At 29.0% G+C, this 12,871-nt stretch carries 13 protein-coding genes; 4 read left to right on the forward strand and 9 right to left on the reverse strand.

The window, feature by feature from the left end; translation table 11 throughout:
• Positions 1–78: 78 nt before the first annotated feature.
• The 7 genes from ACSYT2_RS07420 to ACSYT2_RS07450 form a co-directional block, all read right to left on the reverse strand.
• Positions 79–921: a hypothetical protein gene (locus ACSYT2_RS07420; RefSeq protein WP_430856549.1), complete on the reverse strand. Its 843-nt coding sequence runs from the start codon at positions 919–921 to the stop codon at positions 79–81.
• Between the two features lie 81 nt (positions 922–1,002).
• Complete coding sequence (gene nadE, locus ACSYT2_RS07425; RefSeq protein WP_438384371.1) at positions 1,003–1,740, reverse strand: NAD(+) synthase; 738 nt, start codon at positions 1,738–1,740, stop codon at positions 1,003–1,005.
• A gap of 14 nt (positions 1,741–1,754) precedes the next feature.
• Positions 1,755–3,224 (reverse strand): nicotinate phosphoribosyltransferase, encoded by a 1,470-nt coding sequence (locus tag ACSYT2_RS07430; protein WP_430856552.1) that lies wholly within the window; start codon positions 3,222–3,224, stop codon positions 1,755–1,757.
• On the reverse strand, positions 3,225–3,773 hold the full coding sequence (locus ACSYT2_RS07435; protein WP_430856553.1) for a cysteine hydrolase family protein: 549 nt from the start codon (positions 3,771–3,773) through the stop codon (positions 3,225–3,227).
• 13 nt (positions 3,774–3,786) lie between these two features.
• Positions 3,787–4,575, reverse strand: a complete 789-nt coding sequence (prs, locus tag ACSYT2_RS07440; RefSeq protein ID WP_430856554.1) for a ribose-phosphate diphosphokinase — start codon at positions 4,573–4,575, stop codon at positions 3,787–3,789.
• A gap of 18 nt (positions 4,576–4,593) precedes the next feature.
• Positions 4,594–5,481 (reverse strand): NrtR DNA-binding winged helix domain-containing protein, encoded by an 888-nt coding sequence (locus ACSYT2_RS07445; protein WP_438384374.1) that lies wholly within the window; start codon positions 5,479–5,481, stop codon positions 4,594–4,596.
• A gap of 189 nt (positions 5,482–5,670) precedes the next feature.
• Positions 5,671–6,276 (reverse strand): hypothetical protein, encoded by a 606-nt coding sequence (locus ACSYT2_RS07450; protein ID WP_430856556.1) that lies wholly within the window; start codon positions 6,274–6,276, stop codon positions 5,671–5,673.
• A 251-nt stretch (positions 6,277–6,527) separates the two neighbouring features.
• On the opposite strand from ACSYT2_RS07450, the gene ACSYT2_RS07455 reads away from it, so the two are divergent.
• Positions 6,528–7,031 (forward strand): CarD family transcriptional regulator, encoded by a 504-nt coding sequence (locus ACSYT2_RS07455; RefSeq protein ID WP_430856557.1) that lies wholly within the window; start codon positions 6,528–6,530, stop codon positions 7,029–7,031.
• Between the two features lie 31 nt (positions 7,032–7,062).
• On the opposite strand, the gene ACSYT2_RS07460 is transcribed toward ACSYT2_RS07455, so the two are convergent.
• Entirely contained in the window at positions 7,063–7,854 is a 792-nt protein-coding gene (locus tag ACSYT2_RS07460) for an endonuclease/exonuclease/phosphatase family protein (protein ID WP_430856558.1), read from the reverse strand.
• A 213-nt stretch (positions 7,855–8,067) separates the two neighbouring features.
• On the opposite strand from ACSYT2_RS07460, the gene ACSYT2_RS07465 reads away from it, so the two are divergent.
• Together ACSYT2_RS07465 and ACSYT2_RS07470 are read left to right on the forward strand one after the other, a co-directional pair.
• On the forward strand, positions 8,068–9,126 hold the full coding sequence (locus ACSYT2_RS07465) for a YbjQ family protein (protein WP_430856559.1): 1,059 nt from the start codon (positions 8,068–8,070) through the stop codon (positions 9,124–9,126).
• Between the two features lie 74 nt (positions 9,127–9,200).
• Positions 9,201–10,352: a 3D domain-containing protein gene (locus tag ACSYT2_RS07470; RefSeq protein WP_430856560.1), complete on the forward strand. Its 1,152-nt coding sequence runs from the start codon at positions 9,201–9,203 to the stop codon at positions 10,350–10,352.
• Positions 10,353–10,419: 67 nt separating this feature from the next.
• Here ACSYT2_RS07470 and ACSYT2_RS07475 read toward each other — a convergent pair whose 3' ends face one another.
• On the reverse strand, positions 10,420–10,884 hold the full coding sequence (locus tag ACSYT2_RS07475; protein WP_430856561.1) for a pyridoxamine 5'-phosphate oxidase family protein: 465 nt from the start codon (positions 10,882–10,884) through the stop codon (positions 10,420–10,422).
• 309 nt (positions 10,885–11,193) lie between these two features.
• Here ACSYT2_RS07475 and ACSYT2_RS07480 point away from each other — a divergent pair, with 309 nt between their 5' ends.
• Positions 11,194–12,858, forward strand: coding sequence for a GxGYxYP domain-containing protein (locus ACSYT2_RS07480; protein WP_430856562.1), 1,665 nt, complete (start codon positions 11,194–11,196; stop codon positions 12,856–12,858).
• The last annotated feature ends 13 nt before the right edge of the window (positions 12,859–12,871 follow it).

Consider the following 12,871-nt stretch of genomic DNA (forward strand, 5'->3'; position numbering starts at 1 on the left):
TAGAATTTATCTATGAGTATTAATCATAACCTTTATACTCTTATATAACATAAAAAACACATAGTAAGTTTAACTTCACTAGATTTTGTTATCATCATCTCTATCTAACATATTTCCATCTTCTAAAAAGTCTAAATTAAACTCTGGTAACCCTTCTTCTACTATGATATTATTACAAGCATTGACAAAGGATTTTAAAATAAATCCTGATATAGATATAACTATGCTTCCTAAGAAAGGTATAAAACTTATAGTACTTATTACAGCTGATATTAACATTGCTAAAGCTCCAACAGCAAGTAACTTTATAAAATTGTTCTTCAACATCCCATTAGTTATGGAAAAGGCCTCCATCACTTCAACATCCTTCTTCACCAAAGTACTAATATATAATGGTTGGATAGAAGTTACTAAAGCAATAAATATTAAAATTACTGGAATAAGTAATATTACCCCTAAGCCAACTGTTAGTAAAGTAATCATCAATCCTAATATTAATAATAATACTCCTAGTACAAAAATAACTACTCCCAATAAGAGTTGTATTAGAATTAATGACACCTTCTTTTCCCATGCAAAGGATGCTGCTTCTCTCCAAGTTACATTATTGCCACCTTCTCTTTCTACAAGTAGATGTATTACTGCTCCACTTCCAAGAGCACTAAGAATAAAACTTAAAATTGAATTTAAAATACTACCTAATACTGCAATACCACTTACAGTAAATTTAGGAATATTTCCCCTCATAAGACTAGCCACATCGATATTTACAAAAGAACTAACTGTTATTAATGATAAAATAATTACTGGGAGCATAAAAACTGCACATAATATTAGAATATCCTGAAGATTATCTTTTACACAAATAAATCCCTTACTCAGAATATCGCCAACACTTAATTTTCCATAGTTATTTTTCATAGTATCCTCCAATTTATTTCTTTATATCTATATATATTCATAAACTGAAGGAAATCACTTTATTTTCTAAATAAATATTTATTACTTTTGCTCTACTAAATACTTTATAGGCATCTCTCTCTTATGCTGATTATATTGATATTTTCTCTTTATTTTTTTATCAATATCTGTATTCCCACAACTTCCATTTTCAATAACTTGATTTACCTGTTTATAAGTAAATCCTAAGTTATCCTCATCTGTCTTTCCTGTAAGTCCATCACTTGGTGCTTTATGAACTAATTCATATGGTAATCCTAAGGCATCACCAACAGCTACTACCTCTTCTGTAGTTAGGTCTCCTATAGGGTTGAAGTCATATGCACTATCCCCCCATTTAGTTGTATATCCTACATATCCTTCTGATTTATTCCCAGTACCTGCCACTCTATAATCCATTGTTGCAGCTATTGCATAAACAGTTGTCATTCTTAGTCTTGGTGGTATATTTACCTTAGCTTGATTTGATAACTCTTCATTTATACCGGCTAATATCCCTTTATAGGCCTGTTCTATATTAACTATCTTATAGTTAATTTTCAAATTTTCTACTACCCTTATACTGTCCTCAATATCCTTCTGCTCTCCATTTGGCATTAAAACTCCAAATACATTTTCTCTTCCTAATGCTTCAACAAGTAACTTTGAAACTACAGTACTGTCCTTTCCGCCACTAATTCCAATTACAGCTCCCTTTGCCCCTGGCTGATTATTAAAGTATTCCTTTATCCACTTAATTATATTTTCTGCTTCTTTCTTTGCATTAAATCCTTTTCTCATTTTATCACCTCATATTAAAATTTATCGTGAAGTCTACTTCTGATTTCACTTAAAGAGTAATCTCTTAGTAAGGAGCCATCCCTAAAAACTGATTTTAATAAGTTATCACTCTTCATTTTCTGTTCCTCTATAGTTAACTCATCTTGATAGAGTATATCTCCATTTTTTTCATAGACATAGCACATTCCTTTTTGGGATTTTTTAAAGTTACCTGTATCTGTTTTAGGATCTTTAAATATAAACTTCTCTTCACCATTAATAACAGCATGTGTTGCTTTAAGTGCAAATCCAAAAGTATCTCTAGTATTGTACTGATATGTGTATGACCCAATTCCAAATACACAGTTACTAACTGAAAATCCCTTCGACATAAGTTCTTCACATATTGCCTCACATCTTTCTACAGTAATGCTATCTCCATATATTGTTCCTATATGACTATCTAAAACCTTATATCCTTTTTCGTTAATTTCTCCACCGAATAGATCCCATAGTAATTCTACAGTACCTTTATATTCTGGCGAATCCTTTTCTGCATCCTTATCACCACAGATTATCTTAACTGGGTCACCACTATCCCCTCTAATAACAATCTTACCCTCTCTATTCATGATATCTTCCTTTAGCCTTGGTAAAATATTAGTTATAAGATTCCAGTAATCATAGGTATCAGAAACTATACTTAATATTCCATTTGGAAATATTTCAGTTACTAATCTTTTATATGCACTATATTCATCTGTACCATAGCTACACATTACACTATGCTCTGTTGATGGTGTACCTAATCCCACTATTTCATCATCTATACTGCAGTTATAATATTGCTCTAAATATAATATTGACGCTATTGTAGCTGTACCAGTAAAAGATAATAAATGTCCAGCACTACTTACCTCTGCACTTTCAATTGAACTAAATCCCCTCATACTAAAATCTCCGCAGGCTTTTGTAATATCACCATTTACTACAGTTAAATCAAAATATTTTTCTACTATTTCTCTATATCTATAGGCTATAGTTGCACTTGTCATTGGCTGCCATATATTGCAGCTCATAAAAGTTTCTAAATAATTAACAAGCCAAGCAAACTCATCATGGGTATTTGTTATTTCTATCATTGGAGTCTTAATATTAACTCTTGTCCCCTCTTCTATTGCCTTAATCTCTATTGGCAGATATCCTAAGTCATGAAGAGCTGCTATATGAGTAGCATCAGCTGCCATATCTCCTAATGTTTTTGATATTACTCTTTTATATTCATTTATTATATCTGACTTATCTCTTTTAAAAAAATTCTCATTGAAGTATTCAATTAGATACTTCTTTAAAAAAGGTTGAAGACCAAACATAACAACCTTATTCATATTTTCCTTACGAGACATTCTAGGTGTCCAATAACTAACTAATTTTGTCATACCTGGTGCATAACACATATGATGTATTGTTTTGTAGAAATCTGTCAGTAATAATGGGTTTATCACCTATATCTCACCTCTATTCATTACTTTTACTTGAAGTGATTCAATTAAATCCAATGCTTTTTCGTGTAACTTATCATCAAAACTAGCACAAAGACTTCCATCCACAGTAATATTTGCATTTATATATTGGGATTGGAATGTTACCACATTACTTATAACACACATATTAGTAACTACACCTGTAAATTCAATATCAGTAACCTCACCTAGTTCTTTACTTATATTAATCATATCTTTTGGCGCTATCCCAAAGGCTTCTTTATCATAATGAAGAGTATTCTTAGCTCCTTGGAACTCCTTTAATCTTCCATATAATCTATGACCTTCTGTTCCTTTAATACAATGGTTAACTGGAAGATTTTTCCCCTCTCTAGTTTCTAAATAATCCTCAAAATGAGTGTCATAAGTGAATAGTACTTTATCTCCATTTTCCAAATATGACTTCACCTTATTATATATTTTTTCTTCTAATGTTTCTGCTTTCTTAAAGCCTAATGCCCCATCTACAAAGTCATTTTGATAGTCAACAACTACTAATAATTTACTCATTTATAAATCCCCCTTAAATACTCTTAATTACTATTTTTTCATGTTCTTTACTTAGGATACTATTTGTCGTATAAACCTTATTAATGAGATTAGTTTTTAGTATATCCCCTTCAAATATAGTATCTTCACAATGAGTTACTATAAGATAAATGTTTTTAGCTCCTATTTCTTTAAGCTTTTCAGCTGTTAATACAAATGTACCGCCTCTTGAACATAGATCATCTACAATAACTGCTGTAAATTCGCCTTCTACCTCTCCGTTTATATCAAGTTTTTTTATATAGCCAGTTTTAAAATCCCTTTCTTTATTTGCTGTAAGGACTTTTTTATAATTAATTTGCTTCCCATATCTCTTTGCAGCACCAGCATCTGGATATACAATATATACACTTTCATCTTTAATTTCTTTTAAAAGTTTTTCAGTTAGTTTTTTAGACATATTAACTGTTTTTACTCTATCTAGTAACGCTATTGTAACCTCTGAATGAGGCTCATAAACTGTCACATTTTCAAAATCCATATTATTTATAAGCTTGCATAGATACTTTAATGTGAATACTGTCATCCCCTCTGTTCTATCCATTCTGCTATAAGGCATATATGGAATCACTAAATTACATTTTAGATTTAGTTCTTCAAGATATCCCTTTATAAATATAAGATGGGTAATATCCTTATCACTCTCAAATTTCACCTTTATTTCATTTATATCGTTGAATATATTTAAACTTTCACTACTTATTAATGATTCTCCATTAGGAAACTCCTTAATCTCAACTCTCTCGCCATTTAAAAATATCATATTGAACCCTCTCTTTCCTTAAAAACTATGCTCCCAATTCTCATTAAACTTAAAAACTTTAGCTGGTCTAAAAGGTTTACCCTCAATTTTTTCATTAGTTTCTATAATCATATCACCCATTTTCCGCCTAAAGTTTAAGATCTCTCTTCCCATTATTGCTTCATATACATTTTGTAACTCTTTAACAGTAAATAGTCTTGGGAGAAGATTAAAGGCTATTGGCGTATATTCAACTTTATTTCTTATTCTATCTATAGCAAAGTCTAATATTTTATAATGATCAAATGCTAAAGATTCCTTAGTTCCTTCCGATAAATAATAATTTATTTCTCTACGTCTTAGGATATTCCTTCCTATCTTCTCTTTGATATTATATTTTATTTCTTCTTCTCCATCTTCTGATTGAAGATTCAAGATATATTCATTCTCAAAATATTCATCATTCTTATTAGATATTATTAAAGACTTTTCTACCCAAAACCACTTACTTTCCTTTAAAGAGTCTACCTCAACGTACTTTATACAATCTTTTTCCAGCAATGCAATATTTCCTATACTTATTACTCGTGTTCTCACATCTCTAGTGACGTCTCCAAAAGTATATAATTGTTCAGTGTATACATCATCAATCCCAGTCTTTTCTTTTAACTTACGTTTTGCTCCTTCCTCAAGCCCTTCTTTTATATTTATAAAACCTCCAGGAATTGACCACTTACCACGTTCAGGAAATTCATCTCTTTTTACTAATAATACCTGCATCCCTTTTTTGGGAACCTTACGCCGATTATCTTCTTTCTTATCATCAGTAGTAAATATAATTATATCATTTGTGACACTAGGTCTTTCATAATCTTTTTCATTATAATCTCTAAAGAACTCCTTTTCCCCACTACTCACTTTTCTCACCTCAACTTACTCTCTTATAGATAATATCAATTTGACTTTATATATACATTCTATACATTAAACTAAAAAAAATCAACCATTTTTACTAATTTTTTCTATATATCCAAAATAAAAAAAGAGAAGCCTAAAGCTTCCCTATGATTCTTACTATTTTGATAAGTCTTACCAATCAAAATTTTCTTTTATTTCTTATCTTCTCTTTAATCTAAATTCCTTGCCCTCAGATACTATTTTAACATTTAGGATGGTAAGTAGTTTCTCTAAGCTTTTAACATTATTTACATATTTCAAATGGTTTTTTCCAACTAATATCTTGATCATATTCACTATATCTTCTTTTTGCTCAGTACTTAGTTTCTCACCTTTCAAACATAATGAATTTATATATGTTAGAGTAGTCCAAATTTGTTCATTTGTAATCTTATTTATATTCATAAGAGTCCATGTAAAATCTTTTTTTCTCTCCTTATATGGATAGGCAGCCTTAAAAAATTCTATAAATTGATTTACTTCCTTTGGATCTTTATCTGCTACAAGTTTACCTAATTCACCCTTAAGCTGATTCTTTAAATACATTATTGTATTTGGTTTTACTGAAGAGCTCATTTTTTCAATTTCTTTATATATCATTGTGTACGTATCTTGTAACTGTTCATTAGTTGCATTGCCATTTTTAAGAACTTTAGTTATTTCAATATAATCCAATACATTCTTTTTTGTATTTAACTCTTTATTATATAACCTCTCCCATATTTCAATTCCATTTAATCCTTCTAATTTTATCTCTGTATTCATAGTTTACCTGCCTTATTTTATATTCTTGAAAAATACTAACATATTGATATTTATTTCGCCACCATTTTTTTCATTACCACTAATGAAAATTCTAACTAATATTTCAACATAACTCCCAATACATCACAATGAAAACATTTTAACAAAAAAATTATTTTTATTATTGACACCAAAAAACTATTATGCTAAAATAATAAATTTGGCTAATCACCCCAATATGTGTTATACTATTATAGATATAATTATTGGAGGTGCTCTATTTGTTTAATATAGGCGATAAGATTTTTTACCCTAGTCAAGGTGTAGGGGTAGTTGATGTAATAGAAGAAAAAGAATTTCGTGGTGAAATGCAGAAGTATTATAATATACATTTATTAAATAATTCACTTAAGTTAATGTTACCATCTAGCCGTCTTGCTATATCTAATATAAGATTAATTAGTGATCCAACAACTTTAGATCATGTCTTAAATAACGTTAATGATTATGCAACAAAAGAAGATGAATTAAATAGTAGTAATTGCAAGGAAAGAATGCTAACTAATACTACTAAAATCAAATCTGGAACATTAGAAGATTACATAGGGGTAATTACTGATCTTACACACATAAAAATGAATCATACATTGAATACAAGCGAAAACCAAATGCTAAATAGCACTAGAAAGATTATTATTGAAGAGATAAGTCTAATTAAAGATATTTCTAATAATGAAGCAAGCGATTTATTAGATACTTCTCTAAGCATAGTTTAAAGAAAATCCCATAAATAAAGACTCTACCTAATTAACTATTATGTAGAGTCTTTAAATTTATTTCACACATTAAAGGGTAATGGTCTGAAGGATATTTACCATTTAAGTTATCCTTTATTATTTTAACCTCACTAATATCTATATCCTCTGATACAAATATATAATCTATATGCATTCCCTTCTCTTTTCCTTTAAACATACTCATAGTTGTGTGTTTGTATATCTCTTTATTATGTTCCTGAGCTGCAATTAATTTCTTATCATAGTACTTACCATCTTTAAACTCCTTAATAACCTTACTTTCAGGAGTAGCATTAAAATCTCCCATAAGTATTATTGGTAAATATTCCTTCTCCTGTTCCATCTCAATATACTCTACAACCTTTCTTAATCCATATTCTCTTCCATTTGGAAGGAGGCAGTCTAAATGAGTGTTACATATTCTTACCTTACTCCCCTCTTCAATTTCTACTATTGCTGTTGTGCATATTCTAGGGAATAGTGAGTACCATTTTGAACTCCCAATTTTATCTGGCTTTTCTGACAACCAAAATGTTTTAAAGTCTACTACTTTATACTTTTTAGATATTAAAATATCATTCCGTTCTACAAAGAGCCTTTTACTTCTTGGATCCCCAATAACATAGTAGTCTTCCATATTATTTTTAATATCAATAAACATCTTATTTGTTACTTCTTGTAAACCTATAATGTCGCATTTATAGGATTTTAATATGTTAAAAGCTATTCCCTTTCTATTGTCCCACCTATTTTTAAAATCAAATATAAAATCACACCTTAAGTTAAATGTCATTATTTTCATACCTTATGCACCTTAACTCCTTATTTCACTTTATAATCCTAAGTTCACCTATAATTATAAACTAATTATTCAAAATAATACCTACTAATCTGTCCTTTATTTTTACTAGCATACCCATAATTTTAGTGGTGATTCTTGACTAATACACTTAAATAACTCATACTTATGTTTAATTGGTAATATTTAGATTTGATTATAAGGAGGAGATTAATTTTGAATAATGCTGTAATTCTTACAACAACTACAAATTTAAAAGAATATGATGTTCAAGAGGTTTATGGATACATATCTACTCGTTTTGTAATAGGAGCTAATCTTTTTAGTGATTTTGCAGCTTCAATAACAGATTGGGCAGGTGGTATATCTGAAACATATACATCTGAACTAGAGGAGTTAGAAGAGTTAGCTATAAATGATATAAAAGAAAAGGCTCTATTAGTTGATATGAATATGGTTATGGGCTTTAGGGTGAATATAAATCCTGTATTTGGATCAAATTACAGTATGTTTATGATATCTGCTTATGGTACTGCAGTTAAGATTAAAGAAGATGACTCAATATATGAAAATGTGTCAATAAGAGACAGACTAGGTAATAAGATTTCAAACCTTTCAATGATATCATTAGAAAATCTTACTATTAATGATCTTGAAAATTCATCGCTATTCACTTTGAAATCTAGTATTCAATCATCCTCTAAAGAATGTATTGCTCATGTTTCTGGAGTTCTAATAGAATTAATAAAAAAGAATGGATCTAATATAACTAAACAACTTAAAAAGAAGATTATTATGTTTAAAGATCTTTACAAATTATCTTCCCCTGAAGACTATATTAGCATATTTATTGATGCCTTGGATAAAAAGGTCATTTATTTAATGAACCTATTAGAGATAATTTATTATCCAATTCTACTAGCAGAATTTGAAAAGGCTCCCTCTAATGATAGGGAAATTCTCCTTTTTGATTTATTAACTATACCTCCAAATAATATATATCCCAATATTTTAGATGATATAATAAAACTTGAAACTTATTTAGATAATAAATATAACACTGATGTGGAAATTAAAACTCAAGGACTAATTTCAAAAAAGACTGGGTGGATTTGTAAAAAATGTGGTGCCTTTGTGAATTTAAATCAAAGCAAATGTCATGTATGTTTTAAAGATAAATATGGACTCCCTTACGAAGCACTTTACGGAAGAAAAATAGCCTATTTAAAAGGAGTTAAAAAAGTATTAAAAGAAGAACTTTCCAATGAAATTTAATATTATAACTTTTGTTAATTAAGGTATTTTGTGATATTATAGCTTAAAAGACTGTAATTAAAAGGTGATAAATTATGAAAAAGAAATTAACAGCAGTTATATTATCTATTTCGCTATTTCTTAATATAAGTATTCCAGCCTTTGCAACTAATTCTTTAGATCAAAGCAAAGGAGAATTTAATCAAATATCTTCAGAAATAAAAGAATTAGATAATCAAATATCTGCACTAGACGATGAAATATACACATTAAAAGAAAAAGTACAAGCTAATGAAAAAGAGGTAATTAAAGTAGAATCAGAAATTGAAACTACTAAAATTAAAATTAAAACCCTAGAAGAAGAGATAGAAGAAAATGAAAAAATTCTTTCTAGTAGACTTAGAGAGATCTATAAAAATGGCTCTTTATCAAGTATCAATATGCTATTATATGTTTTTGAATCAGATAGTTTAAGTGATTTATTTACAAGAATAAATACAACAAAAACTATTATAGCTTTTGACAATAAACTGATAGATGAAACAAATGAAATGGTTAATTCACTTAATACATCTGTAACTTCACTAGAAGCTAAAAAAGAGGCTCTTGATCTCCTTAATAAAGAAACTAAAGAAAGTCTATTATTGGTTCAAGAAAAACAAAATACAATTGCTACAAAAAAGGTTGAACTTTCTAAGGAGAGAGATAAAATTAGTAACTCAATTCGTGAAAATGAAGAAAAACTTGTAAATCATCAGATTTCAATAGTATATTCTTCAAATCCAACAGTTAATCAGTTAAACGAAGCAATAATGACACTAAAGTCCTTATTACCTCAAATATCAACGGATTCAGTTAAAAATAAAGTTAATGAAGCTATCTCAGAAGCTCAAGAGCTTATTGAAAGGTTAGGAAAACCTACTACCCCTCCACCAGTAACTGATGGTAATTATAAAGCAACCTATATAATGGAAGCAACTGCTTATAGTGGTCATGGTATAACTGCTATGGGTACCGTTCCTGTTAGAGATCCTGATGGGTTAAGTACAGTAGCTGTTGACAAGAGTGTAATTCCACTAGGTAGCAAGGTATTTATTCCTAATTATGGATATGCTATTGCTGCTGACACAGGCGGTGCCATTATTGGTATGAAAATTGATTTATATATGAATTCTAAGGAAGAGTGCTATCAATTTGGACGAAGAAATGTTACAGTTCATGTTATTGCATACCCTGGAGAATGGTAAAAAAAATCCCTCACTAACTTTTTAGTGAGGGATTTTTTTAGAAATAAGATATATCAATATATATATACTATAATCTTCCTTTTCCTGTAATATGATTAATATTTATTTTAATAACACTTGTACGCCCCTTACCTTTTTCTATATATTCTTTGCCTTCTTTAATAAAACTCTCAGAGTATTTCTTTATTAATTCAAATAAAGCCTGTTCTTTCTCTTCTCCCTCTGCATTAATAGCTTCTCCATATACTACAACACTTTTATATTTAGTAGTAAACATGTTTGGTATTACTTCAGTATCTGTAACAATAGAGAATGAAACCTTGCTATTAAATTTAATGTTATCTAACTTTTGACCTTCTATTGCACAATGAAAATATATTGCATCATTAAAATAAACATAACTTATTGGTAATGAATAAGGATATCCATTTTCACCAACTGTTGCAAGTACACCATACTCTCCTTTTTCTAATACATTTACTATCTCTTCCGTAGGTATTTTCCTTGTATTTTTCCTCATTTCTTTAAACATAAATAGATCCCCCTTAATTTATAACTCACTTTGATATCTTTTCACAAATAAAATTTATCAAGTATACATATCCTATTTAGTAACTTTTATGTATCGTATTATTATATCCTTTCTTACTAATTATGTAAATAACTACTGCTTATTGAGTATCCTAATCCATTGCTTATATTTAACTGTATATTATACTTAAAAGCTTTACTTTTATAATAATCTAGTATCTATTAATATAATTTAAAAGCTCATTTATTAGGATTTTATTTTTAAAATTGAATAAACTAAAGTCAAATATTATATTCTAGGAGAAAATAAATGAAAAAATCTATTATAAACTGTACCTTAGTATTATCAATATTATTATCCTTAAATTTAATACCTCAATGTACCAACACTATTAATGTATTTAACCCTAGCTTCTTAAGATATCTGTCTTATGAAAGAAATAATACAACATCCTCAGTTAATCCTTATATTAAAAATCCAACAGTACCTAATTATCTTTACATAATAAAAGATGTAAATATGACTAAAGCAGAAAGAACTATGATTGTAACTCTCCAAGGCTTAGTTGCCTCAAAATCAAATCATCAGATTTACACACTTAATGAATCAGAACCTGATTATAAAGTATGGTTAGATGATCTAAATGATAAGTACAATATAGATTATAAATATATTGACAATCCCTGGGATCTAATTGATATCTTTAAATCCTATGTAGATGGTTACGTACTATATAATCTTAACTCCTCAATGGATCCTTCAATTAACAATGCATGTTCTCTAGCCTCACTAAAAAATTCTATTGCTATTGATGCATCATTGGAACCTTCAGTTAAAAATCATGGAATAATAAAGCTAATAGGTGATTGTAGGAATACAAAAGAAAATTGGGCCTTTGAGAATCTATGGAATTTAGGTCTTAATCATTCAACTGTAATTCAGTTACCACCAAATAAGGAGCATGCCCTTAGGGATTATTCTATACTCACTAAGTCCTTAGTATTTTATGAGGATAGTATATCTGATGTATCTTTAAGAAAAAGAATATTCAATTCTATTGATGAAAATGGTATCTGTCTAGGCTGGGGACCAGATGAACATACTAATGTTTCAGTTGCCTCTAAATATGGTGTTAGTATAATAGCAGCTGATTGGTCTTATAACCTTTCAGTACTTAGTTCCTTTCCATCTATACCATTATGTCAAGGCAGTAGCGAAATGATACCTACTGAGGAGGACGTTCACTACCTGACTTTTATGATGTCAGATGGTGATAATCAACAATGGCTCCTTGGTAGTAATTACACGTCAGATAAGTGGTTTGGTTCTAAGCTTAGGGATAATCTTAGTCTTGGATGGAGTCTAAGCCCTTCAATATATTACTTGGCCCCTACTATTTTTAATAAATATTATGATACAGCTAAAAATGATTACTTTTCTGTTGCTCCATCTGGTAATGGCTATATTTACCCAAGTAAATATCCTAAAGGTAAATTAAAATCCTTCACTAAAGAATTAAATAATTACATGCAAAAGGTAGATGAGAAATATGTGATTGTTATTGATGATGAATCATTTTATAACACTAACCTTTGGGATAACTACACTAGTCATAATAATATTAACGGTCTTTTCTATTTAAATTTCAATAAAAATAATGACTATAATGGCGATATTATATGGTCTAATAATAAACCTATCGTATCTTGTAGAGATTTGCTTTGGGAAGGTCTAGAGTCTGAAGATGACCTAATAAATAATGTGGTAAATAGAATAAATTCAGGTAGTACAGATATTAAAAATAAAGATGCTTATACTATGGTATATGTCCATGTTTGGACTAAGGATTTAAATAATGTAAACTATGCAATATCTAAATTAAATGAGAATCCTAAAGTACGAATTGTTAATCCAAATATATTTATGGAGCTCATAAATGAAAACCTCTCTCTAGATAATAATAAGAGCCGCTAAAAAGCGACTCTTA

This window comes from Clostridium zhoujianii (genome assembly GCF_051590805.1).
Classification (GTDB): Bacteria; Bacillota; Clostridia; order Clostridiales; family Clostridiaceae; genus Clostridium.

Excerpts from the sequence above, each read along its gene's own strand:
- ACSYT2_RS07470 (WP_430856560.1), top strand. The coding sequence starts at position 9,201 with ATGAAAAAGAAATTAACAGCAGTTATATTATCTATTTCGCTATTTCTT.
- ACSYT2_RS07475 (WP_430856561.1), bottom strand. The coding sequence starts at position 10,884 with ATGTTTAAAGAAATGAGGAAAAATACAAGGAAAATACCTACGGAAGAG.
- ACSYT2_RS07420 (WP_430856549.1), bottom strand. The coding sequence starts at position 921 with ATGAAAAATAACTATGGAAAATTAAGTGTTGGCGATATTCTGAGTAAG.
- ACSYT2_RS07480 (WP_430856562.1), top strand. The coding sequence starts at position 11,194 with ATGAAAAAATCTATTATAAACTGTACCTTAGTATTATCAATATTATTA.
- prs (WP_430856554.1), bottom strand. The coding sequence starts at position 4,575 with ATGATATTTTTAAATGGCGAGAGAGTTGAGATTAAGGAGTTTCCTAAT.
- ACSYT2_RS07450 (WP_430856556.1), bottom strand. The coding sequence starts at position 6,276 with ATGAATACAGAGATAAAATTAGAAGGATTAAATGGAATTGAAATATGG.
- ACSYT2_RS07435 (WP_430856553.1), bottom strand. The coding sequence starts at position 3,773 with ATGAGTAAATTATTAGTAGTTGTTGACTATCAAAATGACTTTGTAGAT.
- nadE (WP_438384371.1), bottom strand. The coding sequence starts at position 1,740 with ATGAGAAAAGGATTTAATGCAAAGAAAGAAGCAGAAAATATAATTAAG.
- ACSYT2_RS07460 (WP_430856558.1), bottom strand. The coding sequence starts at position 7,854 with ATGAAAATAATGACATTTAACTTAAGGTGTGATTTTATATTTGATTTT.